General features: G+C 43.6%; 21 protein-coding genes. 9 read left to right on the top strand and 12 right to left on the bottom strand.

Features of this window, described 5'->3' with window-relative positions; all coding sequences use genetic code 11:
- Positions 1 to 58: 58 nt before the first annotated feature.
- Complete coding sequence (accC, locus tag ACTXGL_RS13475; protein WP_443527241.1) at positions 59 to 1,405, bottom strand: acetyl-CoA carboxylase biotin carboxylase subunit; 1,347 nt, start codon at positions 1,403 to 1,405, stop codon at positions 59 to 61.
- A gap of 79 nt (positions 1,406 to 1,484) precedes the next feature.
- Complete coding sequence (accB, locus tag ACTXGL_RS13480; RefSeq protein WP_443527242.1) at positions 1,485 to 1,967, bottom strand: acetyl-CoA carboxylase biotin carboxyl carrier protein; 483 nt, start codon at positions 1,965 to 1,967, stop codon at positions 1,485 to 1,487.
- A 440-nt stretch (positions 1,968 to 2,407) separates the two neighbouring features.
- Here accB and ACTXGL_RS13485 point away from each other — a divergent pair, with 440 nt between their 5' ends.
- Positions 2,408 to 3,403: a phosphatase PAP2 family protein gene (locus ACTXGL_RS13485; RefSeq protein ID WP_443527243.1), complete on the top strand. Its 996-nt coding sequence runs from the start codon at positions 2,408 to 2,410 to the stop codon at positions 3,401 to 3,403.
- Between the two features lie 659 nt (positions 3,404 to 4,062).
- Positions 4,063 to 4,380 carry a hypothetical protein gene (locus tag ACTXGL_RS13490; RefSeq protein WP_443527244.1) on the top strand — a complete coding sequence of 106 codons (318 nt, stop codon included), beginning with the start codon at positions 4,063 to 4,065 and terminating at the stop codon, positions 4,378 to 4,380.
- Between the two features lie 70 nt (positions 4,381 to 4,450).
- On the opposite strand, the gene ACTXGL_RS13495 is transcribed toward ACTXGL_RS13490, so the two are convergent.
- A complete protein-coding gene (locus tag ACTXGL_RS13495; RefSeq protein WP_443527245.1) occupies positions 4,451 to 4,627 on the bottom strand; it encodes a glutathione S-transferase family protein in 177 nt (58 codons plus the stop codon).
- A 153-nt stretch (positions 4,628 to 4,780) separates the two neighbouring features.
- Here ACTXGL_RS13495 and ACTXGL_RS13500 point away from each other — a divergent pair, with 153 nt between their 5' ends.
- Positions 4,781 to 5,695, top strand: coding sequence for a LysR family transcriptional regulator (locus ACTXGL_RS13500; protein WP_443527246.1), 915 nt, complete (start codon positions 4,781 to 4,783; stop codon positions 5,693 to 5,695).
- 145 nt (positions 5,696 to 5,840) lie between these two features.
- Here the strand turns inward: ACTXGL_RS13500 and ACTXGL_RS13505 are convergent, their stop codons facing one another.
- The 6 genes from ACTXGL_RS13505 to ACTXGL_RS13530 form a co-directional block, all read right to left on the bottom strand.
- On the bottom strand, positions 5,841 to 6,875 hold the full coding sequence (locus ACTXGL_RS13505) for a hypothetical protein (RefSeq protein ID WP_443527247.1): 1,035 nt from the start codon (positions 6,873 to 6,875) through the stop codon (positions 5,841 to 5,843).
- Positions 6,876 to 7,066: 191 nt separating this feature from the next.
- Positions 7,067 to 7,546 (bottom strand): acyl-CoA thioesterase, encoded by a 480-nt coding sequence (locus tag ACTXGL_RS13510; RefSeq protein ID WP_443527248.1) that lies wholly within the window; start codon positions 7,544 to 7,546, stop codon positions 7,067 to 7,069.
- A gap of 165 nt (positions 7,547 to 7,711) precedes the next feature.
- Positions 7,712 to 9,385 (bottom strand): fatty acid--CoA ligase, encoded by a 1,674-nt coding sequence (locus ACTXGL_RS13515; RefSeq protein WP_443527249.1) that lies wholly within the window; start codon positions 9,383 to 9,385, stop codon positions 7,712 to 7,714.
- A 167-nt stretch (positions 9,386 to 9,552) separates the two neighbouring features.
- Complete coding sequence (locus ACTXGL_RS13520) at positions 9,553 to 10,755, bottom strand: 3-oxoadipyl-CoA thiolase (RefSeq protein ID WP_443527250.1); 1,203 nt, start codon at positions 10,753 to 10,755, stop codon at positions 9,553 to 9,555.
- Between the two features lie 65 nt (positions 10,756 to 10,820).
- Positions 10,821 to 12,398 (bottom strand): 3-hydroxyacyl-CoA dehydrogenase, encoded by a 1,578-nt coding sequence (locus ACTXGL_RS13525; RefSeq protein WP_443527251.1) that lies wholly within the window; start codon positions 12,396 to 12,398, stop codon positions 10,821 to 10,823.
- A 74-nt stretch (positions 12,399 to 12,472) separates the two neighbouring features.
- Entirely contained in the window at positions 12,473 to 13,249 is a 777-nt protein-coding gene (locus ACTXGL_RS13530) for an enoyl-CoA hydratase (RefSeq protein WP_443527252.1), read from the bottom strand.
- A gap of 373 nt (positions 13,250 to 13,622) precedes the next feature.
- On the opposite strand from ACTXGL_RS13530, the gene ACTXGL_RS13535 reads away from it, so the two are divergent.
- From ACTXGL_RS13535 to ACTXGL_RS13545, 3 genes are all read left to right on the top strand, one after another.
- Positions 13,623 to 14,777 (top strand): acyl-CoA dehydrogenase family protein, encoded by a 1,155-nt coding sequence (locus tag ACTXGL_RS13535; RefSeq protein ID WP_319051848.1) that lies wholly within the window; start codon positions 13,623 to 13,625, stop codon positions 14,775 to 14,777.
- Positions 14,778 to 14,898: 121 nt separating this feature from the next.
- Positions 14,899 to 16,149 (top strand): MFS transporter, encoded by a 1,251-nt coding sequence (locus ACTXGL_RS13540; RefSeq protein ID WP_443527262.1) that lies wholly within the window; start codon positions 14,899 to 14,901, stop codon positions 16,147 to 16,149.
- Positions 16,150 to 16,435: 286 nt separating this feature from the next.
- The gene (locus ACTXGL_RS13545) at positions 16,436 to 17,281 is read left to right on the top strand and encodes an IclR family transcriptional regulator (RefSeq protein ID WP_319051849.1); all 846 of its coding nucleotides are present in this window, start codon (positions 16,436 to 16,438) and stop codon (positions 17,279 to 17,281) included.
- A gap of 71 nt (positions 17,282 to 17,352) precedes the next feature.
- Here ACTXGL_RS13545 and ACTXGL_RS13550 read toward each other — a convergent pair whose 3' ends face one another.
- Both ACTXGL_RS13550 and ACTXGL_RS13555 read right to left on the bottom strand, forming a co-directional pair.
- A complete protein-coding gene (locus ACTXGL_RS13550; protein ID WP_443527253.1) occupies positions 17,353 to 18,441 on the bottom strand; it encodes a hypothetical protein in 1,089 nt (362 codons plus the stop codon).
- Positions 18,442 to 18,524: 83 nt separating this feature from the next.
- Positions 18,525 to 19,439: a LysR family transcriptional regulator gene (locus tag ACTXGL_RS13555; RefSeq protein WP_443527254.1), complete on the bottom strand. Its 915-nt coding sequence runs from the start codon at positions 19,437 to 19,439 to the stop codon at positions 18,525 to 18,527.
- A gap of 205 nt (positions 19,440 to 19,644) precedes the next feature.
- Here ACTXGL_RS13555 and ACTXGL_RS13560 point away from each other — a divergent pair, with 205 nt between their 5' ends.
- Together ACTXGL_RS13560 and ACTXGL_RS13565 are read left to right on the top strand one after the other, a co-directional pair.
- Entirely contained in the window at positions 19,645 to 20,322 is a 678-nt protein-coding gene (locus tag ACTXGL_RS13560) for a glutathione S-transferase family protein (protein ID WP_443527255.1), read from the top strand.
- Positions 20,323 to 20,453: 131 nt separating this feature from the next.
- The gene (locus ACTXGL_RS13565) at positions 20,454 to 21,581 is read left to right on the top strand and encodes a zinc-binding dehydrogenase (protein ID WP_443527256.1); all 1,128 of its coding nucleotides are present in this window, start codon (positions 20,454 to 20,456) and stop codon (positions 21,579 to 21,581) included.
- A gap of 159 nt (positions 21,582 to 21,740) precedes the next feature.
- On the opposite strand, the gene ACTXGL_RS13570 is transcribed toward ACTXGL_RS13565, so the two are convergent.
- Entirely contained in the window at positions 21,741 to 23,204 is a 1,464-nt protein-coding gene (locus tag ACTXGL_RS13570) for a hypothetical protein (protein WP_443527257.1), read from the bottom strand.
- Between the two features lie 368 nt (positions 23,205 to 23,572).
- Between ACTXGL_RS13570 and ACTXGL_RS13575 the strand changes: the two genes are divergently transcribed.
- Positions 23,573 to 24,499, top strand: a complete 927-nt coding sequence (locus ACTXGL_RS13575; protein ID WP_443527258.1) for a homocysteine S-methyltransferase family protein — start codon at positions 23,573 to 23,575, stop codon at positions 24,497 to 24,499.
- Positions 24,500 to 25,101: the final 602 nt, after the last annotated feature.

The following is a 25,101-nucleotide window of genomic DNA, read 5'->3' on the forward strand; positions in this document are numbered from 1 at the left end:
ATCTTTATTCTGACGCTAATGTCAGATTTGGTTTTCATTTTTGCGGGCAAGACTGGATTTATATATTGTCTTGTATCCACTCTTCTAGATAATGAATGCTCATTTGACCCTGACAAAACACCTCATCTTCAAACAAACGTTGATGCAGACCAATATTGGTATCAATACCCGTGATTTGCGCCTCCCATAAGGCCGCACGCATTTTTTCTATCGCTTTTTCTCTTGAACGATCTTGTACACATATCTTGGCAATCAAACTGTCATAAGATGGCGGTACGGTGTAGTTCGATTCAGCATGACTGTCTACTCTGATACCAAACCCTGCTGGCATGTGGCAGTAGTCTATGCGTCCAGCATTTGGCAAAAATGTCTGCGCGTTTTCAGCATTGATACGGCACTCAAAAGCGTGTCCGGTAATGGCGATATCATTCTGTTTGTATGCTAGCGTAAGCCCTGCAGCTACTCTGATTTGCTCTTCCACAATATCAACACCCGTCACCATCTCAGTAATGGTGTGCTCAACTTGCACACGAGTATTCATCTCGATAAAAAAGAACTCGCCGTTTTCATATAAAAACTCAAACGTGCCAGCGCCTCTATACTGCATTTGCTCACAAGCTGTGACACAGGCTTGGCCGATTTTCTGACGCTGCGCCTCGGTAATGCCAGGTGCTGGCGCTTCTTCAATGACTTTTTGATGACGGCGCTGCATAGAGCAATCACGCTCACCTAAATAAATCGCATTGCCGTGGGTATCGGACATGACTTGCACTTCGATATGACGCGGTGCTTGTAAGTATTTTTCAAGATAAACGATAGCGCTACCAAAATTGACTTGGGCTTCTGTTTGCGTCATAGAAATCGCAGAGAGTAAGTCGGCTTCTTTTTCGACCACACGCATACCACGACCGCCGCCGCCACTTGCTGCTTTGATGATGACTGGATAGCCAACATCACTGGCAATCTTGATAACCTCATCTGAATCGGTAGGCAACGCGCCATTTGATCCAGGTACACAAGGCACGCCAGCCATGGTCATTTGTTTTTTGGCTTCAACCTTGTCGCCCATGTTTCTGATATTGTCAGCCGTTGGGCCAATAAACGTGAGACCCGAGTCTTCAACCAAAGCGGCAAAGTCAGCGTTTTCAGACAAAAAGCCATAGCCTGGATGGATAACTTGCGCATTGGTAAGCTTTGCAGCAGACACAATCGCTCGTTGGTTAAGATAACTGTGTGTGGCATGGGCAGGCCCGATGCATACTGCTTCATCGGCTAGGCGTACGGGTAACGAGTCTTTGTCTGATTCAGAATGGGCAATGACTGACTGAATACCCAACTGCTTACAAGCTCGAATAATACGTAGCGCAATCTCGCCACGATTGGCAATTAAGATTTTTGTGAACATGTTTATTCCCTTAAAAATATAGTGTCAAATGCAGTGTTTGTGCAGCGTCTATACAATGTGGAGCAACTATTGAGTGACTTTAACTGTCTGGCACTATAATAAATAAGGGCTGTGCATATTCTACGACCTCACCTTCCTCGATCAGAATCTCTTGAATCGTACCGTTAACTTCTGCCTTTACCTCATGCATCATTTTCATGGCTTCAATGATACATAGTGTCTGCCCTACTGCTACCTGATCGCCTTCCTTAAAGAACGCCTCAGCGGACGGCTCAGAGCGAAGATAAAAAGTACCGAGCATAGGCGCTATTACTTGAGAATGAGTGTCTGCCGCCGCTGTAACGCCAGCCTTATGATCACCCTCTACATCGGTATCAATTTGCGGCTTTAGATGTGCTGTCTTGGAGTGGGTATTATTGATGTGATTTGAGCTGTCTTCACTGTGATCAGATTGACAAATGATAGAGATACGCGCATCACCATCACTCACTTCTAAGGATTGTATATCGGCACTTTCTGCCAGCTCGATGAGTCTTTCTAGATCTGCAAAATTGATATTCATATGATTGGGCATTCCATCAGAGTGAAGTAAAAATTGTTATTCTAAGTTTTAACAGTACTATTTGAGTGACTCCCTCAACGACCTGAGCTTAATTTGAGGGACGTCAGATAAGAACAATAATGAAAAACAGTAATCTGGCTAAAACCATAACGCACCCTATCCTTTCAAACAACTATTGGGCCTAAAAAAGTAATTTTCTCAAAACGCTACTCAGTAAAATCACCACTTATTTAAATAACGACACACTGTAAAGAAAATTAGACAGCAACGATCACAGGGTCTGTTACAGTGTCTGCCGTTTGGTTGTGCTAGGACTATCCCGTTTATGACTTATATGTTTAATTCTCAAACCCATTCAATCGCCATAATAATCACGATAATCAGCACACCGTTCGGTAGTTGGATACCGAACCTTTATGATAAAAGGAATAAGTCTATCTATGATCCAATTTATTGAACGACATCCTCAGCTGCTCAGCTTGGGCATGGTACTTATTTTTATCATGGCATTATTATGGCTGATACAACACTTATTGATTCGTTATGGCAAGCGTGCATTGGCATTAGTCTCTCGCGCTGATCTTTGGCTACGCGAACATCTGGCACGCCTGCCAATGATGGTACGACTACAGCGTAGATACCCAGCGCTATTTGGCTTTATCGCAGAGCGCTTTGCACGTGGTCACTTTTCTGGATTGATACTCACTGTATCAACGCTGTTGAATATCTATATTTTGGCGCTGTTTGCAGGGTTGGTTGAGGATGTGGTGAGTGCTGACTCTATCGTGACCACCGATCTGTTTGTGTCGCAGCATATGAGTGTACTGCGCGAATCTGGCATTATAGATTTTTTTATTTTAATTACCAGTTCAGGCTCTACTCCCGTCACCTGTTTGATCATCTTACTGACTGCTATTTTATGTATGATGTTGCGTCAGCCTTATATCATCATAGGCTTACTGATCTCGACTATTGGCAGCACTGCTTTTACTTTTATAAATAAGATGGTCTTTCAGCGCGCTCGCCCGATTGATATTTTGCTGCAAGAGCATACCTATTCGTTTCCAAGTGGTCATGCCACCATCAGCATTGCACTGTATGGGTTTCTTGCGTACATGATGATTCGTTTTAGCCAAAGTTTTGTTCGACAAGTACGTATCTTGTCACTTGCTCTGTTGCTATTTTTGCTTATAGGACTGAGTCGAATCGTCCTCAATGAGCATTATCTTAGCGATGTGATTGGTGGGTTTTTGGTTGGGTCATTGTGGCTAATCATCGCTATTAGCATAATGGAGTGGCTGACCGCGCGGAGCAAGATTAATTGGCATGTGTCATGGTCAGCGCATCAGCGCTATATGGTGTGGTTCAGTGTCGTCGCTGTGCTGATTGCTATTTTCGTTTATGCCAATATTTATCAGTTTCCGCTGCTCACGTAGCACTATAGGCTAGGATGGTGAAAGCTGCATATTCAATATTATCATCCAACCTCTCCACAGCAAGCGCTTGATCCAATACCTCAAAATATGTGGATCGGTCGCTCGGACAACATTAAAGCACATAAAATGTTCCGTGATTTGCGACTGATTAAATATATTAAAACAAATTTAAGTACCATCAGTTGGCACCCTTCCAAAAATTGCAGAAACTTTACCTCGTTATCAACACTCTATCTGAGTCACCTTTAGATGACGAGCCGAACACGTAGTAGATAGCGTATTTGGCTCGTCATTTATCCTATTGTCATAACAACATGCGTTATTCGCATCATAATCCATGGATAATATAATCGATTAATACCGCGACTAACAAGCTTCCCAAAATGTATTAAGGCTCTAGTGAAAAAACGAATTTATGATGTTGAGTAAGCATCGTCTCTAGAGTATTGCTAACTTGCCTGCCGTTAGCACAAGGCACTTACAATGGTATCAATGGCTGAGTGATTGATGGAAAAAGTCACCTTTCTTTAACTTTCATAAAAGTATGTAACACTACAACCCGCTATTATCTACTTATGCAATAGAGCGACGTTCTATTTATATATTTTTAATCACTTAACAATTACTCATACTTATAATGAGCTTAAAAGGACCCTACTATGAAAAACATCAACTTAAAAAATATTGCTATCAGCTCACTAATTGCTTTATCTACTTGCTTTGCTGCTATTGGTCCAGCGAATGCTGCTCCTCAACAAGACACAAATCATTTGACCCAAAAACAGAAAAATACAATAGAAGCTAAGCAAAAAGCAAAATATAATGCCGAACTCAAAGCCAAACAACAAGCAGCATTAAAGGTTAAACAAAAAGCAGCTCAGCAGAAAGCAGCACTAAAGGCTAAGCAAAAATCTCAGCATGACAGTAAAACAAAACACATAGATAGTAAGGTTGAACAGAGCAGAAAACATAGCTAAGTGACGTCTATAGCTATTAGATAGGAAAACCCACTACCGAATCCCCTTCCTGCCATGGCTGAAATTTCGGCTATGGCAAACTATAAAAGATATCATAATCTACATGAGCAAATGGGCGCACGAACGGCATGATACCGATATCAGTAACAGTTACGCTATTACCTAGTAGATACGTATTCTTAGCCAATAATATTTCTGACTTCCATAACAACGCTTTACCTTGCTGTCGATATTTAGTCTGAGTCATTATTTATTTTAGATAGCTGGTAATGAGTTAAACCTGATTTTTCATTAAAAGAAAATGCTTCCGGTTCGATGACGCGCTTTACTATGAGTCAAGCAACAGCGTAAGATAACTGACAACAGAGTGTTGATAACCGCTGGAAGGAAAGTCCAAATTATGGATAGAATTGATGCGATGCGGGCATTTGTATCAGTAGTGACTGAGGGCAGTTTTAGTAATGCCGCCACAGCCATGCAGCTGTCGCCGCAACTGGTGAGCAAATATGTGTCAAAGTTAGAAGAGCGACTGGGTATACGTTTGCTGAACCGCACTACCCGTCAGGTTAGCTTAACTGAGGCAGGGACTCATTACTTTGAGCATGCACAGCAGGTATTACTCAGTATCGATGATATGGAATCCAAGTTAGGTGGGCTGCAGCAAAACCCAAAAGGCACGTTAAGAATAAGTGCGCCTGTGTCCTTTGCTCTCAAACACATGGCACAATTGGTCACGGACTTTCAGGCACTTTACCCTTTGGTTAATGTCGATTTGCAACTGAACGATCGCAAAGTGGATATCGTTGAGGAAGGGTTTGATGTGGCGCTGCGTATCGGTCAGCTCAGAAGCTCTTCACTGATTGCCAAGCAAGTTGCGCCTATCCGTGTCATCCTGTGTGCCTCCCCTGACTATCTCAAAAAGTATGGCGTGCCTAGCAAACCTGAAGATCTAAAAAACCATCGTTATTTGCATTACAGTTATATGGAAAAATATGGCAAAGAAGATATCTATCAGTGTCTACATACCAGCAATCAGCCCAGCTCGGAGCTAACCAGCAACAACGGAGATTTGCTTGTCAATGCTGCGATAGCAGGTGCTGGAATAGCATTACAGCCTACGTTTATTGCGAGTGAAGCACTGAGCAAAGGGGAGCTGATGATGGTGTTGCCTGATTACGAGCCCGAGACGTTGGGATTGTATGCGGTGTATGCTCATAGAAAGCTATTGCCACACAAAATCAGATGTTTTATTGATTTTATCGAAGGATATTACGGTTCACCGCCCTATTGGGATGAACCGATACAGCATTTATAGATAGTGAGTAGCAACCGCCACCAAAACACCCCGTGCATTGATAAATGTCTGGGGTGTTTTTTAATGCGCTTAGCAGCATGACAAGTCTATCGTGAGCTAGATTATAAATGTCACCAAAAACAGCACCCCTCTCAATTTATCACTCTCAAAACTCGTATTTAGCCATCACTTCTATTTGCTGACCTGCTGGCATCCACGGAAAGGTCGTGACGTCTTGATTTCTCCACTCAATACCCAAATCCAAATCTGGTAGGTACTCATAGATAAGATTGGCGCTTTTGACATTAGCAGAAGTATCTGCCGCATCCTCGACATTGACCTCGCCATAACGCAAGTTGCCACGCAGCTTTTGAGTAAATTGATGCTTATAACCGACGCTATAGCCCGTTTGTGAGATCAGCTTACCATTTTCGGCATCACAATCAGCACCGCCATTCATAATAAGAGGTCCACCAACACAGACGGCAGAATAGGCACCCATGCCTTCACCACTAAACACGCTACCATGAAGCGAATGCTCTCCCAAAGCCAGCTTACCTGCTAATGAGATACCGACGCCCACATCCGAATCGTCTCCATTCTCAGCTTCGCGAGCGGTCACCGCCACATTATAATCAAAATCAGCTATCTTATCTTTGTAGCTGACCACCATATCAGGCAGGCTGGCATCGTCATAGACAGGATCTTGGGCGGTAAAACGCAGTCCCTTATAAGTATAATGCACCGTCAAATCTGGACGAATATATGAGCCGCCACCTGAGGCTGTACCGATACCTGTACCCCAAAAATCAAGCTGCTCGGTGGAGAGTGGCGCGACTGCCAAGAACTGACCATTCCACGTTTTACCCACTGTCAGATCATCTACCTGAATATACGCATGGCGCAAACGTAGGTTCGATCCACCCTTGGCATAATCGCCATAAAAATCGCCTTCGATAAACCCAGTTAGTTTTTTATCATCCACCGACTTAGTCGTCTTGATGTTAATGCGTGACTGACGTAAGTTTCCCTTAAACTCCGAATCCTCGTCATCAGGAGAGTTAAACAATCCTTCTGCTTTGATATAACCACCGATACTCAACGTGGTATCACCCGTCGTCACAATATCTATCGCTTGTGCAGAGGCACATGTTGCCGCTATAGCCAAACCTACAGATAGCCTCTTTGTAAAAAGCATCATTCATCCATTCCCTGTTTTATGTTGATATCCTTATCAATCCAAATTACTGTGACGTTTTTCGCTCCGTTACCATTAGCCTCGTCACTATCAGCTCCGTCACCATCAGTAGTGTTTTTGCGCTGCATTATCTTTTATATAAAAGTTAGCTCTTCTTCACAAAAACAATCACGGCGTGATCGACGTATTGGGCGCTATGCTTCTTGGTCAATATTCTCTAACGCCGCTATCGCCTCTTTTTGCGATTCATCGATCGGTTTTTTTTGTCCGCTCACTTTATCGAGATAGACCAGCACTGACTCACCAATTGCAACGACTGCCTTTTGCGCCGTACTATAATAGGTATATTCGTGAATTAGACTTGAGTTACCGATTTTTTTGACCTTGATGCCAATCCATAACTCATCAGGATAAGCAACCGATTTGAGATATCGACATGACGAGGCTGCCATCACCGAAGACGTCTGTTCGTTAAACAAACCCAATCGCCTGTTGTAATAAATACGAGCGTTTTGAGCATATTCGTAATAAACCACATTATTGACATGACCAAAGGAGTCCATATCTCCCCATTCCACTTGCTGAGGATAGATAACCGTAAAGTCATGCAACGGGTGATTGTCATCGCTTGTGACAGTCTCTTGTATTTTTGGGAACGTTGGTGCAGCTTCCATAATTTTTCTCTTTTTATTAGAAAGATTCTGTTATACAGATGATGAATGTGACTCAGGGTGTTCGTGACACACACCTTCCCCGTCCCTAGCATTTAGTCAGACACTAGGGTTTATGTATATTTTCAGTTTTATCGAAGTCGTTTTAGTGGTGACAAGGTTGTTTGACTATATGAGATTTTCTGAGCACATCGAGCGCATGCGTTTTTTATCAAGTTTTCCAACGCTGGTTTTTGGCATTTCTGATAGAAATTTCACTTCACTTGGTACACCGTATTTTGGTAAATGACCTCTCTCAACCGCTTGATGACCCAGTGCCAAAATATCTGTCGATGTTGTATCGATATAATCTGGCTTTAGCACGACCAATGCGAGAGGACGCTCGCCCCAACGCTCATCTGGAACACCAATCACAGCGATATCAGCGACGCTCGGATGAAAAGAGAGAATTGTTTCGACCTCAAGCGAGGACACCCACTCACCGCCTGACTTGATGACGTCCTTTAGCCTATCGGTAATGCTGAGCGTACCATCAGCGGTCATACAAGCAATATCCTGCGTATGCATCCAGCCACCTTTCCACAACTCATTACCTGCATCGGGGTTTTTAAAATAGCTTTGGGTCAGCCACGGTGCTCGTATCACAAGTTCGCCCGTCGATTTGCCATCCATTGGTTGAGGTTGTCCGTTTTCGTCCCAGATCTCCATCGATACCAGCATAATTGGCGAACCTGATAGACAGCGATAATTGAGATTGTCTTCTAAGCTCATCGACTCGGTCTTGTCATCAAATACCGCTCGAGACAGCACAGGGCATGATTCTGACATCCCAAACCCTGACATAAACTCGATACCGCACTCGATAGCAGCTTTGGCCAAGCCTTCGTTGAGCTTTGAGCCACCTAGCAGTAGTTTTAGATTCTCAAATTTGCGACCGCGTTCTGCCATTTCTTTGAGGAGCATTTGCAGTATTGCAGGGACGCCATGTGACAGCGTGACCTTATGCTCCTCAATCAAATCGACTAGCTTTGGTGCCAGATATCGTCCTGGATATACTTGTTTTAGCCCGATCATGGTAGCGCCATACGGCCAGCACCATGCATGAACATGGAATAAAGGCGTCATCGGCATGTATACATCGTTATAGCGCGCGCCTTGACCTTCAGCATTGAGCGCTGATGCAAGTGTGCTTGCCATCGTTTGTAGTACAATCTGGCGATGAGTGAAGAAAACTCCTTTTGGATCACCTGTGGTGCCACTGGTGTAGAACGTAGTGGCGATGGTGTTTTCATCGAAATCTGGAAAATCAAACTCATCACTAGCGGCTGCCAACAGCGCCTCGTACTCACCATCGACATAGTCAGGTAGCGCTGCTTTCTCACCCTCTGCATCATCCGCCCACATCACATGCTCAATAGAAGGCGCATCGTCACGGTAGTCTTTGATCATTGGTGCAAATTCAGCATTTAACAATAAGGCTTTTGGGGCAGCATGGTTGACGGTGTACAGCACTTTTTCTTCAGACAGACGCACATTGACGGTCTGTAAAATCATACCCGACATCGGTACGGCAAAATACGCCTCAAGATAACGATGACTGTCCCAATCCATGACCGCGACCACATCACCTGCCTGCAATCCCATGTTTTTTAGGACATTGGCCAAGCGATTGATACGCTTAAAAAACTCAGCATAAGTATAAGTGACTTTGTCCGCATAGCTGATGGTTTGGTTAGTAGAGGCGATTTTGGCACGGTTGAGCAGCTGCTTAATAATTAACGGAAACCCATACGCGTCTTCGGCTTGATGGTAGTTATCGTGTTGGTTGAGTATGGTTGTCATAATGTCTTCCTTGATATTAAATAGTCCTTGATATAGTCAATCCTCTATAAAGAGTTACCGCGCTGCCCTCACTTGAAGTATCACATAGTCATCTGCGCTTGGTTGCCTGGTCTCTCTTTTAAGCTAAATCAACTATAATCAGTAATTCGGTGTGCGCCCTTTTAATATCAGACGCGCTCTATCACCATGGCAAGTCCTTGCCCGATGCCAATGCACAAGCTAACCACTGCGTATTTACCGCCCGTACGCTGTAGCTCTCGAGCGGTACTCAAGGCAATTCTTGCACCAGATGCACCCAGCGGATGCCCAACCGCGATAGCGCCGCCATTGGGGTTGACACGCTTATCATCAAAATCAACATCCAACCCTTTTAGACAACCCAATACTTGTGAAGCAAAGGCTTCATTGATCTCAATGACAGACATATCATCAAGGGTTAAATCCGCACGCTTTAGTGCCAGCTTGATCGCTTCAACAGGACCCACACCCATAATATTGGGTTCAACACCCATCGCCCCTGATGATAAGATCTTGGCAATCGGTTTGAAGCCTAGCTTTTCTTCTGCTTGTTTTGAGCCGATGATGAGCGCGGCAGCACCATCATTGATACCAGACGCATTGCCTGCCGTAACAACGCCATCTTTATTTAAAGGTTTAAGTTTTTGTAGCGCTGCAATATCGGAGCTGGCGCGAGGGTGCTCATCATCTATCACGACTTTTTCGGGTAACTTCTTACCTTGGGGGGCGGTGATAGGCGTTATCTCATCGTCAAAGAACCCTGCTTGCTTGGCAGCTTGGTATTTGGCTTGTGATGCGGCTGCAAATTTATCGGCTTCCTCGCGCGTAATGCCATACTTTTGCGCGACGTTATCGCCCGTCTGCGGCATGGTATCACTGCCGAACTGCTCAATAATCTTTGGGTTGGGAAAACGGCTACCGATAGTCGTATCAAATACCTTAAAGTCACGGCTAAAGGGCTTTTCTGTCTTGGCAAAGACGAAGGGCGCACGCGTCATGGATTCAACACCACCTGCCAATATAATATCCCCTTCGTTGCACGTAATACTGCGAGCAGCATCGACCACGGTAGATAGACCTGACGCACATAGACGATTGACGGTCTGACCTGGCGTTGTGACATCTAATCCTGCTAATAGAGCCGCGTTACGTGCGATATTGCGAGAGTCCTCGCCAGCTTGGTTAGCACTGCCTAGCAACACTTCATCAAAAACATCATTAGACAATTGATGCTTTTCGACCAACGCTTTCATGACTGCAGCAACGAGATCATCAGGGCGCACGGTTGCTAAAGCACCAACATAGCGACCAAATGGGCTTCTTAATCCGTCATAAATATAAGCATCTAACATAACGTTTCCTTGTCGTATTTTTTAATTCTAAATAATGGTTTGGCGACAATACTTTGTCGTTCGTATTAATAGGTGGTTTGCTGAGTAAACAATGACACATCTAGTTTGGCACGGCGTTGCAACCAAGGGCTTGGGCGGTAACGCGGATCACCTGTAAGCGCATAGATACGCTCTAAAATAAGCAATATACGTGAGGAACCAAGATGATCACCCCAAGAGATCGGGCCGTATGGATAACCTAGCCCAAGCTTGACAGCATTATCGATATCCTCTGGCGTGGCAATTCCTTGCATCGCAATATCACAGCCAAGATTGATCACCATCGCAACCACACGCTGCGCCACAAAACCTGTACTCTCAGCAATCAGCGTGGCACTCCCCGTATCTTGCATATCTGCTTTACTACTATCTAAGTCTTTATTACCTGTGCTGCTAAATAGCGCGTAGGCCTGTGCTACAAACTGCTCTTGTGTCACAAGACTTGGCATCAACGTACGATGTTTTGTAAGCTCGGTGAGCATATCAACGGCAACCGCTTGCTTGGGATCGACCTGATAACGAATCGCCGCGTTGGTCGTATCCTCGCCATAGATGGCGAGCAGCGCCAAACTATCAGGACTCGGCTTGTCGTTGTCATCGATAGTGATACCCTGAGACTTTAGGTAATCGACCAGTTGATTTTTGTCTTCTGCCAGATCAGCGCCAACCCAAACTGAGGTAATAACGGCATCAGATATGAGTGCTTCGGACGACTGATCTTGAGCAGTAGCTGCTGACAACTTCTGACCGTTTTCGTAGTGATAAAACCCCTCGCCAACCTTACGGCCGAGCTTTTTGCCTACCAGCATCTGACGGGTTAATGGATGCGGACGGTAGCGCGCTTCTTGGTAGTACTGCTCATAGATCGACTCCATCACAGGGTGCGACACGTCAACGCCAGTCAGATCCATCAGCTCAAACGGACCCATACGAAACCCGGCGCCATCACGCAAGATACGGTCAATCTGCTCAAAATTTGCGATACCCTCGCCTAGTATCTTTAGGGACTCGGTACCGTACGCTCGGCCTGCATGATTGACGATAAATCCTGGTGTATCTTTTGCGACCACACCCAGATGTCCCATACGTTTGGCCAAACTAGTGAGCGCGTCAACAACTGAATGCTGCGTAGATATTCCTGGAATAATCTCCACGATTTTCATCAGTGGTACTGGGTTAAAGAAGTGAAAACCGACCACGCGCTCTGGATGGTCACAGTCAGCAGCGATTGCTGTGACAGATAGCGATGAGGTATTGGACGCCAAAATAGTATCGGCAGCGACAACCTCCTCTAACTGGGCAAACAGCTGTTTTTTGATGTCTAAGTTTTCGATAATGGCTTCAACCACGATCTCAGCGGTAGCAATCTGGCTCAGCTCCTGAATGACAATCAAATTGTTTAAAGTTGCTTGCAGCTCATCAGCAGTAAACTTGCCTTTGGCAGCCAGTTTTTCAAGCGTACCCTGTAGTGATGCTCGTCCTTGTTCAGCAGCGCCTGATTTGGCATCATATAAAAGGACTTGGATACCCGCTTGGGCAGCGATTTGGGCAATGCCCATGCCCATGATGCCAGTGCCAACAATGGCCAATGTGTTCACAGTCATAATCATTCTCTATGTAATTTGCGATAGGGTTTGGTCGGCGTGGACCTCAACAGAAATAAGGAACGTGATGGCGTTTAATAGCCTTTATACTCTGCAGGACGCTTCTCCAAAAAGGCTTTGGCGCCTTCTTTTTGATCATGAGTATCAAATAGGATTTGAAACGCCTTACGCTCCAACGCCAACGCACTATCTAGAGGCATGTCGGGACCGAGCATTGACACTTCTTTAATCTGAGTCAAGGCAATGGGTGAATAACTTGCCAGCTGCTTAGCAATCTCAATAGCACGGGTGAGGGTACTGTCGTCTGCAACCACTTCAGACACCAATCCCATTCGGTCCGCTTCATCAGCATCAATCATGTCACCTGTTAGTATCATCTTCATGGCTTTGTGTTTGCCAATAGCACGAAACAATCGCTGAGTGCCGCCTGCACCTGGCATAAGCCCTATTTTAATCTCTGGCTGTCCAAATTTAGCAGATTGCCCCGCCACAATGATGTCAGCATGCATGGCAAGCTCACAGCCACCGCCAAGCGCATAGCCGTTCACCGCGGCGATAATCGGCTTTTGGCAATCAGTAATCGCACGCCAATATTGCTCACTACGACGTAAGTACACATCGACTGTCTTAGCTGTTAAGAAATCATTAATGTCAGCACCTGCGGCAAACACCTTATTACCACCCGTCAGCACGATCGCTTTGGTTTGTGGATCGTCATTTAATTGAATGAACAGTTCTGCCATTTGTTGGCGTAATTCAGTATTTAGTGCATTGCGCACTTTGGGACGATTCAATGTGATAACACTGACACCCTCTCCTTGTTTTTCACAAATAATGAGTTGTTCTTCCATGATTACCTCTTTTTACATTTGTTTGTTTTATCCAAGATAATAAAAGCCATCTCTTCAACACTAACAATACCGCACAGCGATATTTGATACCAATATATAGCGTTTATTTTCATTTGTGAAGTAAAAACTGGCTAAATCTCAAAATATTTGTTCAATTTCTCATAAATATCACTTGTATTTAAACCGCAATGCGGTTTTTTAAACCAAAACTATTGTAATTTAATAAACCATCGATTATGCTGTTTGCCTAAGACAATTAGATTGTTGTTCAGTATTAATCATATTGTTTATCAAAAACTAAGATTTCTCCCAACTCAGGATGCTTATAAAACCACTATTAACAGTAGCGGTTAATCAAACAAGGAAGATTCACATGATTAGAGATAAAGAAACCCTCGACCATATCACCCAAACCATTCGTAACTTCGTAAACGATCAACTCGTCCCATTGGAGCATTGGGTGGCAGAAAACGATCGTCTCCCAGAAGAGATTATTGAGCAGATGCGTGAGCTGGGGCTTTTTGGACTGACTATTCCTGAAGAGTACGGCGGACTAGGTGTCACGATGGAAGAAGAGGTTACATTGGCGTTTGAACTAGGTCGCACCTCCCCTGCGTTTCGCTCGCTTATAGGGACCAATAACGGTATCGGCTCATCTGGACTAGTGATCGACGGTACTGAAGCGCAAAAGCAGAAATACTTACCCAGGTTGGCCAGCGGTGAGATTATCGGTTCGTTTTGTTTGACTGAGCCGGAGTCAGGCTCAGATGCGGCGTCACTGAAGACGACTGCTATAAAAGATGGCGATACTTATATCATCAACGGTACCAAGCGCTATATCACCAACGCCCCGCAGGCTGGCATATTCACAGTTATGGCACGCACAGATCCCCAAAACAAACGTTCTGGCGGGATTTCAGCGTTTATCGTTGAGAGCGATACACCTGGTATTACCTTGGGCAAGATAGACAAAAAAATGGGACAAAAAGGCGCGCATACCTGCGATGTGATCTTTGATAACTGTGTCGTACCAGCAGACGCGCTAATTGGTGGTGTTGAAGGTGTTGGGTTTAAGACCGCAATGAAAGTGCTTGATAAAGGTCGTCTACATATTGCCGCCGCCAGTACTGGTGCTGCCACTCGTATGTTGGACGATGCCCTACACTATGCCGTCGATCGCAAGCAGTTTGGTCAGCCGATTGCCAGTTTTCAGCTGATCCAAGGCATGCTTGCTGACTCAAAAGCAGAGATATATGCAGCACGCTCTATGGTGTTAGATGCCTCACGTCTGCGCGACGAAGGCAAAGACGTCGTCACCGAATCGTCGTGTGCCAAGATGTTTGCCACTGAAATGTGTGGCCGCGTGGCTGACAGAGCCGTACAGATTCATGGCGGCGCAGGCTATATCGCTGACTACGGAATCGAGCGTTTTTATCGTGATGTGCGTCTCTATCGTTTGTATGAAGGTACCACTCAGATCCAGCAAGTTATCATCGCTCGCAACATGATCAAAGAAGCCAGCGAGTAGGCTTGGTTGACCATCGAGATGTATCGCGGTATTGGCTAGGATGCCGGTACCGTCTTTTTTTGTACTTCGTTACTCTTTTGTTCTCACAACGATAAGGATATACATTGTGAAAAGTGCTGTTATGACGTCAGACCCAAGCGCAAGCGCTGTCCAAAAACAACCTTGGAAACTGGCCTTTGTATTTTGTTTTTTGGTTCTGTTATGTGATGGGGCTGATATTGGTATTCTCGCCTTTACCTTATCCAGCCTAAAACTGGAGTTTGCATTGACCAATGTGCAGGCAGGGGCGCTCGGCAGCTGGTCTCTATTTGGTATGGCTATCGGTGGGTTTTTTGGTGGCTGGGCTTGCGATCGGTTTGGCAGAGTACGAGTGATTGTTCTGGCTACTGGGATGTTCTCAATACTGTCTGGGTTTAGTGGCATGGTACAGAGCTACGAGCAGTTTATAGCCCTACGGACCTTTGCTTGTTTGGGTCTGGGCAGTCTTTATATCGCTACCAACACGCTGATGTCAGAGATGGTGCCTACCAAGCACCGTACTACCGTCCTTGCTGCCTTGATGACTGGATTCACCTTAGGCTCATTGGTTATCACCAGTATATCCGCTTGGATCATCCCCAGTTATGGTTGGCGCACACTATATCTGTTGACTTTCTTGCCCCTTATCCTCGCCGTCGCGATGTACTTTCTGGTTCCTGAACCTCAATCTTGGAAGGACGCTCGAGCGTTGAAGTTGAGCGGCGCAAAAGATCCACTCAAAAAAGCCGAGAACCCATACAAGGCAATATTAGACAACCCAAGACACCGTATCATGTTTATTCTGTGGTCGATGAGCTCAGGGCTATTACTGTTCGGTTATTTTGGCGTAAGCAACTGGTTACCCTCTTACCTAGAGACCGAGCTTGGAATTAAGTTTAAAGAAATGGCGTTATATATGGCCGGTACGTACTTGACCATGATGTTTGCCAAAGTAGTCGCAGGATACATGGCAGATAAGATCGGTCGCAAAATCGTCTTTGCCTTTGGCACCATGGGTACCGCATTGTTTATCCCGATATTGGTCTATATGCATACCCCAGCCAATATTGGTTGGCTCATGATCACCTTTGGTTTCTTATATGGTATTCCTTATGCGATTAACGCCACTTATTTAACCGAAAGCTTCCCTACTGCTATTCGAGGTACGGCTATTGGTGGTGCGTTCAATATTGGTCGACTGGGTTCTGTAATTGCGCCTGTTGCGATTGGTTATATGGCGATGCACAATTCTATCGGTGCTGGTCTACTACTGATGGCAGGTGCTTATTTCTTATGTGGTCTTATCCCAACGCTATTCATCAAAGAAAAGCAGTATGACCCGCAACAAGCGTAGTCGCACGTTGAGTGTAGGAGCATTTGTAACGATGCTCTTAGTAGCTTATATCGCTACCACTCATACCGCATAGCGAAACAATCTATACATATCGTGCTATGCTGAGGGTTCAATGATAACTTATTATAGTATAATTGGATGGATAGACTGCCCTCAGCACGTGGCTATAGACTTATACTATCAGCCATTGTAAGAATCAATATAAACGCTTGTATTGGCTCATAGATGCGCTAGGTAGTGAAATTATGATGTTCGTATGGACTTAATTGGGAATAGTAGACTGCATATGACGAATGATACCCTTGCCAATGAAGATGCTAACAATGAGATGCATATCGAGCTGTTAGAGCCCATTGCAGAGATGCGTGACAAAAACGACAGACAGTTTGTCACTGCGCTCGCTCGAGGGCTAGAGCTGCTGCGCTGTTTTACCCCGCAGCGTCCCTATCTGGGCAATCAAGACTTAAGTCAGCTGACAGGGCTACCCAAAGGGACCATCACTCGTCTGACTTATACCTTAGTCAAATTAGGCTATCTAAAACAGTCTACCAATAGCAGTAAGTACCAGCTCTCTACAGGTGTACTTGGGTTTGGTTATACGATGATGACCAACATCTCTATCAATAACCTTGCCACCCCTTATATGGAAGAGCTGGCAGATTATGCCAATAGCGCTGTTGCCATGGCGACCCGCGATCGTCTGATGATGGTCTACCTCAATGTCGTACAAGGTGCTGGTAGCACCACCATGCAGCGCAATGTCGGCTCTTATTTACCTATTCATTTAAGCTCGATGGGACGGGCCTGCCTAGCCAGCATGCCACCTGCTGAGCAAGAGTTTATCTTAAATGCTATTCGTAGTAAGTATAAGGATGATTGGCTCAAAATCAGACGAGGATTAGATAAAGCCTTTCAAGATTACGAAGAGTACGGCTACTGTTTTTCGATTAGTGAATGGCAAAAGGACGTCAATGCGGTCGCTATTGCGCTGATGCATCCGACGGAAGGGCTACTCACCTTTAACTGTGGCGCGCCCAGTTTTATCCTGAGCCGTACCAAGCTAGAAGAAGATATTGCCCCTCGTCTACTGCATATGAAAAACATGATTGAGAGTAATTTGTATATTAGTTAGTTGTTGATAGTAAGATCGCCTTCGTATCAGTAGCTGACTAGAAGTTGGTACTTACTCTTTCATAGCACATTCTATAGAGCTAACATCAACTTTACTTTGAGAAATGTAAGGTTAGTTTCATCACTGCTGGTGAAGTTAAACTTACCCTTTGTGACTTCATTGAATCTTTCAAAATAATAGTTAAGGAGTGGGTCATATTTATCACTGTGTACCCAACTATAGAACTTTGACAGTTCATAGCCTAACTGCATGCTAAGATTTGAGCGAACTCTAAGCATAGCATCATCTTCTAAATCAACGATGTTCATTACTTGAAGATTAGTCTTAATTTCTTCAATTATAGGCAAGAGGGAATCTTTGTAATTATCAGCTATTTCCATAAGTTTAGGATCAGTAACTTTCGCTTCGAAGATCATAATTAGATCATTAATTTCGCCATTATAATAATCGTTGTCTAAGCGTTTTTTAGACTCATTCCTAAGAATATAAAGCTGTTCAAGTGGATCGGATTTTATTTCAATCGTTTGGCTTGAAAGGCTTTTCTGATATTCACTGAATAAACTTTCTATTTTGTCAGCAATAACATCTAGATATTCATACCGAATAAGGAGAAATTCTAATAACTCATTTATGTTAAGACTTAGCAATAGATCCTCTTCGTTTACGTCTCTACTGTATAAGTGGACACATAAATCCCCGTTATTGGAAAAACTTTCAAAAGGCCAACTAGCAAAGCGTTTCGAGTTCGATTGATTTAAAGATACGGGGTGAGCGCCAAAACAAGCTCTTATTGTCTTGAAATAATTGTTATCATCTTCATTAGGGAACAATCGCTCATCAAAACACTTCTTCTCACCTGAAAATGGTATACTTTTTTCGCTTATAAATACTCTGTGTAGCTGTTTGATTGATTCAAATATAAGGTCAATCGAAGATATCAGAGAATAGACCTGCATAGATTTTCTATCTATATTTTTATCAAACTCAATTATGTTTTCCAAATGACGAACTGATACTGTGATCCAGTCCAAACAAGAACAGACTAGATTAAATAGATTCTTACCACCTTTATCTTTATATATTTGATATACAAAGCTTGAGTTAGAATTTACTAAATCACGGAAGTCTCCGATCTTATCAATACTAATGACATTTCCCATTTATTACTAACCTTATAATTGGTTAAAAGGTATACATCCTTCAGCTCGGACTAGCTAAACTTTAACTCATAACATTACTTAGGCTATTTATCTACACCTGCTACTTGTATTCTCTCAACCAAAAAATCTACCGCCGCTTTTACCTTGGGTACTAGGTAGCGCTGTTTTTGATACAGCAGATAAACCGCCATATCCGAATGCTGAGTGATGGTTAACTTGTGTTCAAAGGTTAGCTCTTGCAGTGCGCCTGACTCAAGATACGACGCCAGCGCCCACCGAGTGGACATTAAGATACCTTCGCCATTACTGGCTTTCTGTGCCAGCCATGGTCCTTTATTTGAGATCGCAACCGCAGGCCCTGAGACATCGTGCCACTGATCATCTACATGACACAGCCACGGTGTTGGGCCGTTTGGCGCTTTAAAGTACAGACCACGATGATTCTTGAGTTCCATCACATGCTTGGGGGTGCCATGCTGCTCTAGGTAGCTCGGAGAGGCAACAGGAATAAAGCTATTGTCCATAAGCCTGATAGCAAGCACACGTTCGTTTGGCGCGTAGCCACCGCGGATCGCAATATCAACGTCATCACGTCCGAGTGCCGATAGCTCGTCACTCAAGCTGACATCCAATATAATCTGCGGATATAGAGCACTAAAATCATCTAGTAAAGGCAGTAGTATCCTCTCCCCAAACCCTACCATTGAGCTGATACGCAGACGCCCCATCGGGGTGGTTTGGTAGCTCCGAACCGTCTCTTTGCTTTGCTCTAGTTGGTTCAGTATATGCTGCACATCATTGTAGTAGACATGCCCCACTTCGGTCAGCTTAACCATTCGGGTCGAACGCTGTAACAGGGTCGCGCCCAAACTCTTCTCCAAATCAGACACGCGTCTTGATAGTGAGGACGGCGGTACGTCGAATGCCTTTGCAGCCTTGGTAAAGCTCCCCGTTTCGACCACTTTACTAAAATATCGTATTGCCCGTAATTGATCCAATCCACTTCTCCATTGACTATCTAAGCTTGAGTAGCCAAGTATTTTGTCTCTATTGTTGTCTTAAAAGCAATAGTGATTGACGTTTTATCCTATATATAACCATGTTAAAACCAGTAATAATGTGGTTAACTTGAGCGTCAAGACTAAAACGCGATTAAAACACGACTAAAAATAACCCATCACGTCAACAATGGAAGAATGACATATGATTACTTTGCACGGTTTTGCTGCAAGCAACTATTACAACATCGTCAAACATACCCTACTGTACAAACAGATACCTTTTGAAGAAAACCTAATCTTCGCTGGTAGCGACGAGCTACTCTCAGTCAGCCCCGTGGGTAAAGTACCAGCCATCACCACTGATGACGGACTCAATATTTCAGAGTCGAGCGTGATTTGTGATTTTATCGAAGAGACTCACCCTGATATGCCGCTATATCCTGCAGATGCTGGTGAGCGTGCTGTCGTACGTCAAATTATGAAAATAGCAGAGCTTTACTTTGAGCTGCCAAGTCGCCGACTCATACCGTATGTATTTTCGGGTGCTGCAGCGCCTGAGCCACTCAAAGCTGAAGTACGCCAAGTGTTGGAGCGCGGAATTGGGGCTTTAAATAGCTTGTGCCAGTTCTCACCTTGGATTGCAGGCGAGCAGTTCACCATGGCTGATATCTACGTCCACTATGTGAACCTTATTGTTAATACCTTTGCCTCAAGCCAGCTCGAATGGGATGTACTGGCACAAATCCCTGGTATGAAAGAGTGGAGCACCTCTATGAGCCAATCTGATATTGCCCAGACTGTCGAAAAAGATCGTTTGGCAAATATGCCTGAATTCATGCAGCATGTACAAGCTCAGATACAAGCGACCCAAACTAAATAAGGCATGAAAGTAATGCGCAACAAAAACACCCACTATTAAAATAAGTGCGTTGATTAAACAACACTCCAAACCTAACCAACACACTAATATAAGTGGTCCAATACCTATAATTATTTGCAGGAGCAAATTTTATGACTGATAAAAATATCCAACTGACCTCGACCGTTAGTGATGACAATAAACTGACCCTAGCGCTACAAGATATCGAGATGCCAACCCCTGGTGCAGATGAAGTCGTTGTACGCATTGAAGCCGCCCCATTGAACCCTTCTGATTTTGGGGTGATGTTCAGCGCCGCTGATATGTCAACTGCCGTACAGTCAGGCACCGAGCAAAGCCCAGTCGTTACTGCCGATATACCTACCAAATTCATGCCATCGCTGAAAACACGTGTCAATGAAGACACTCCAGTAGGTAATGAAGGCGCCGGTACCGTCGTTGCAGCAGGGTCGTCAGAGTCGGCGCAAGCATTGATGGGTAAGATGGTTGCTGTGATCGGCGGTGGTACTTATCGTCAGTACCACTGTGTCAATGTAAAGAGCTGCCTTGAGTTAAAAGAAGGCACGACTGCCAAAGAAGGTGCGTCTTCTTTTGTGAACCCGCTTACTGCCCTAGCAATGGTTGAAACCATGCGTGCTGAAGGTCACAAAGCCATCATTCATGCAGCCGCTGCCTCTAGTCTAGGTCAAATGCTCAACCGTATCTGTATGGCAGATGGTATCGATTTGATCAACATCGTGCGTAAAGAAGAACAAGAAAAACTACTGCGTGATATGGGCGCAAAGTACGTGGTCAACTCAAGCAATGATACGTTCTTGAAAGATTTGACAGCAGCGATTGTCGAAACAGGGGCTACTATTTCGTTCGATCCTGTAGGCGGCGGTCAATTGACCAGCGATATCCTAAACTGCATGGAAGCGGCCATCACTCGCGATGTGGAAGAGTATAGCGTATACGGCTCAAACACGTTCAAACAAGCCTATATCTATGGCGCTCTTAACCGTGGACCTATCACGCTAAATCGTAACTTTGGTTTTGCTTGGGGTGTTAATGGTTTCTTACTATTCAATGCACTCGGCAAACTAGGTACCAAAACCGTTATGTCGATGCGTCAAAGAGTTGCAGAAGAAATCACCACTACCTTTGCAAGCAGCTATACCCATGAAGTGACGTTAGAGGAAGCATTGCAATTAAAGTCAATCGCTACTTATGGCAAGCAAGCCACTGGTGAGAAATACTTGATCACACCACAAGGCTAATCACGCCTGCAAAAAAACCTATTAACAGATTGGTTTTGATGCACATAGCATGAAAAAAAGCAGATATCTATGATGTCTGCTTTTTTGTAGGTTATAAAGGTTAATAATTAATATTAAAATAGTACTAGATTTATTTTCACTTAAACTCTTTTCTATATACTATTTATTTTTAGCAAGCGATATTACTGCGAACATAGAATGTGATAAATTATCGACCTCAGCTTTCTTGTCAAGTTTATCTGTAACATATTTACCAAAGCTAAATGCTGCTCCACTTACAGGTAGTAACACCCCTAAAAATGGAGCTAACACAGGAAACATGGTAACTGCGAATGTGCCACCAGCAATCAATGCTGTAGATTTGTTTTTCGCTTCATATTTATTATTTAACGAAGAAATCTGCTTTTCATGCTTAGATACTGCACTTTCAATGTGAGAGCATACTTCGGCAGTAACATATCCTAAGTCATCAAGTTTAGTATCAGATAAGCTATTAACTAAATTTCGTAAATCCCTTCTAAACTCAATATTTTCATTAGTTTTTCTCAACATAACTAGTTGAGAGTCTTTAATATTAGCGAGATAATCAAGCCTTTTAGAATTTAGTGACTGTAAAATAGGAAATACGGAAGGATCAAATGAAGCTTTCGCACCAATAGTTGAATTTTTCATGTTTGCGATAAGTTGGTAATAATGAGCTTGTGCACTAATGCATAGAAGTGGATGACTCCTAAGTTCATCAGCATTTTCTAATAAATGGTAGTTTGGAATAATACGTTCAAAAATAGCATTTGTCACAATGTTAACGTCACCTTTCGAAAACAATTCATTACACCAGTCCTCTGTTCTCCAACGTCTCATTTCCGCTTTGTAGTTTTCTAACGCTACTTTAACAGACTCACCAGGTTCAGAACCAGGTGAGACAAAGAGCCTTGAAGCTTCAATCTTTTTATAATATTCATCAGGGTTTCTTGAAGCAAACTCAATAATATTTTGGGGATGTGTGATACCAGAGTCTACATAGTGCGAAAATACATCAGTGATAAGCTGAATGCTATTTTCTTGTGTTTGTTGATCATGTTCTTCTAGTGACTTCTCAAAGCTTGGAAATACAAAAAATGGTGGTAGGTCAAAATCACTGCCTCTGAGATCTGACAAATGCAATATAAAAAAAACCATTTGAAGAGGAATAACATACTGAAACTGTTCTTCATCACGCTTTTTTTCTAACCATGGCATGACAGGATCTGGAATTAAAACTGTATCAGAGTATAAAAGCGATTTGCGCGTAGCATTTAATTGTGTTTGTAAGAAACGACTACTCCCACCTAAGTTTAACTTGCACGCATCTAATTTTTTGGCTGCACCAAAAGCTTTCCCACCTTCTTCTGCGTATAGTTTTTTGAGGTCTTTTTCAAGAACAGAGAATGCAATAAAAGACTTTTCGATTTTAGTATGGCTTTCTTTTAAAGTACTCGCCATTCTTTGAATTGACTCGGAGAAGTTCTCTAAAGATGAAAAATCACGTGGCAAATACCCAGTCACACTAATGAAAAATCCAGTTAGTATCTCAAAATACCTATCTTGGTAAATGATTAGATCGTGCAGTTCTTGTTGATGCATCTAACGACTCCATTTGAAATATGATATTTTATCTAATCATATATATTCCAGTAACTCCATCGCATTGTACAAAACGATAGATTTAGTCTTAGCCATGTACAGATTATCACCATAAGAAAATAAATACTGATCATAGTGCTGACTTTTTTATGTCCGGTTGGAAGTCATCGCTACTTCGTATTTACTCATAATTTGTATAGATGTTATTAAGGATAATCTCGCCATAATACCCTCAAAATCGGTGAATCAGATGCCAAAAGTAATCAATTAACATTACTACTAAACTTTTGGTTGCATCTGCTCCTTATTACGCCTAGTATTTCGCCCTTCTAAATAATTCTGCTATTTACAATAAAGAGGGATTTATTATGGCAACTAATTCAGTCACTATTATCGATGGCGGCATGGGACGAGAATTAGCGAAGCGCGGCGCACCGTTTCGTCAACCTGAATGGTCGGCACTGGCAATGATAGAAGCGCCCGAAGTCGTTCGCGACGTACACCGCGCTTATATCAAAAGCGGCGCCGATGTTATCACCACCAACAGCTACGCTCTTGTGCCCTTTCATATTGGCGCAGAACGCTTTGCGCAGCAGGGGCAAGAGTTAGCCGCATCAGCAGGCGAAATGGCACGTGCAGCAGTTATCCTAGAAGGCACTACAACCCAAATAGCAGGGTCTATCCCGCCATTATTTGGCTCTTACCGTGCCGATTTGTTTGATGCTGACCATGTAGAAGACATTGCGGCTCCGCTTATAAATGGATTGAGCCCGTATGTAGATTTTTGGCTCGCTGAAACCCAAAGTCTGATCGCAGAATCTATCGCTGTTCGTGAATTACTAAGTAGGCTAGACACAGATCATAAGCCAATATGGATTGCTTTTACTTTAGAAGATAACATGGAGATCGATGTACCACGCCTGCGTTCAGGAGAGATGGTAGCAGAAGCAGTTGCGGCAATGGCAGACCGCGACGTCGAAGCGATACTATTTAACTGCTGTCAGCCTGATGTTATCGATCAAGCATTAGATGTCGCCCAAAGCACGTTGCAAGATAAAAATGCGACCCATATTGAGCTTGGTGCCTATGCCAATGCCTTTCCGCCGCAACCGAAAAACGCCGCAGCAAATGATACGCTCAATCAGGTACGTGATGACCTAACGCCACCTGCTTATCTGCATTGGGCACAAAAATGGCAAGCACAGGGTGCCTCATTAATCGGAGGCTGCTGCGGTATTGGTCCTGAGCATATTCAGGAGTTGAGCAGCTACTTTTCGGGTACGCCTTCTGCATAGATACAACACCCCTTAAGCACAATGCTTAAGCACAATGCTATTGAGTATGACTCTCTACAATTCACAATATCTATAATATCGAAGCTGATTACCCTCACTGCCATCACGGTTAGCCTAATGGTTAGATCGATGGCAGTATAGATATTTTGGCTGATGACAAGATGTGCTTAAAGTGGCAAGTGCCAGTATTTTAGCTTTCATTATAGCTTTCGATAAACACTACAATAATTATTCCGATATTTCTCACTAACTGATACTGCCTGTCCGACAACCCTTTTACTCTTGCATCTCTCACAAACACAACGCTATAACCTAGAACTTCAATACACCTTCCTCTACATAGCCTAACCTTCTATATACCAACCTTCTATGGTCCAACTTTTTATAGATCAATTTTCTATAGACCAACTTCCTGTTTTTCTATTTGACCAAACATCGACTGTCGTCCAGTCATATTACATAGACTTACACCGTTAATTCACCATAAACAATTATCGGCTAAATAGTTACCTAATTTTGTATTAGTATTCATTGATATTGATTGAGTCGTTGGAGATACACACCCCTACCTTTGCTACAAGCACACAATTTCTATAAAAGAT

Origin of the sequence: Psychrobacter sp. T6-6 (genome assembly GCF_052258185.1) — a bacterium.
Taxonomy (GTDB): Bacteria; Pseudomonadota; Gammaproteobacteria; order Pseudomonadales; family Moraxellaceae; genus Psychrobacter.